This is a genomic window from Halomonas llamarensis, from assembly GCF_023555005.1.
In the GTDB taxonomy this organism is placed as follows: domain Bacteria; phylum Pseudomonadota; class Gammaproteobacteria; order Pseudomonadales; family Halomonadaceae; genus Vreelandella; species Vreelandella llamarensis.
The window spans coordinates 1-255 of sequence record NZ_JAMJPJ010000148.1 but is presented as its reverse complement, the minus strand read 5'-3'; the positions used below and the strand labels follow the sequence as shown (position 1 = coordinate 255).

At 62.4% G+C, this 255-nt stretch carries 1 protein-coding gene; it reads right to left on the bottom strand.

Annotated features, from left to right (window positions below; translation table 11 throughout):
* A partial coding sequence (locus M8006_RS17990) for an ISAs1 family transposase (protein WP_250084608.1) occupies nucleotides 1-255 on the bottom strand: 255 nt, incomplete at both ends.

The following is a 255-nucleotide window of genomic DNA, read 5'->3' as shown; positions in this document are numbered from 1 at the left end:
TCGCGCAGCGCCTCGTACAGAGTGGGCTGGTTGTCTTTGACCGCAAGAATGTAGTCGGCTCCCTGGCTTACGACCTGTTCCGCGATGGCCGTCTGGCAGCCCATCGCATCGAGGGTTACGATGGCACTGCGGATCTCCAGCAAGCGCAGCAACTCGGGGATGGCGGTGATCTCGTTGGATTTCTCCGTGGTAGCCACCTGCCCCAGAGCCAACTGCTGCTCGTTCGCCCATGCGCTCACGACATGCAGGGCGGCT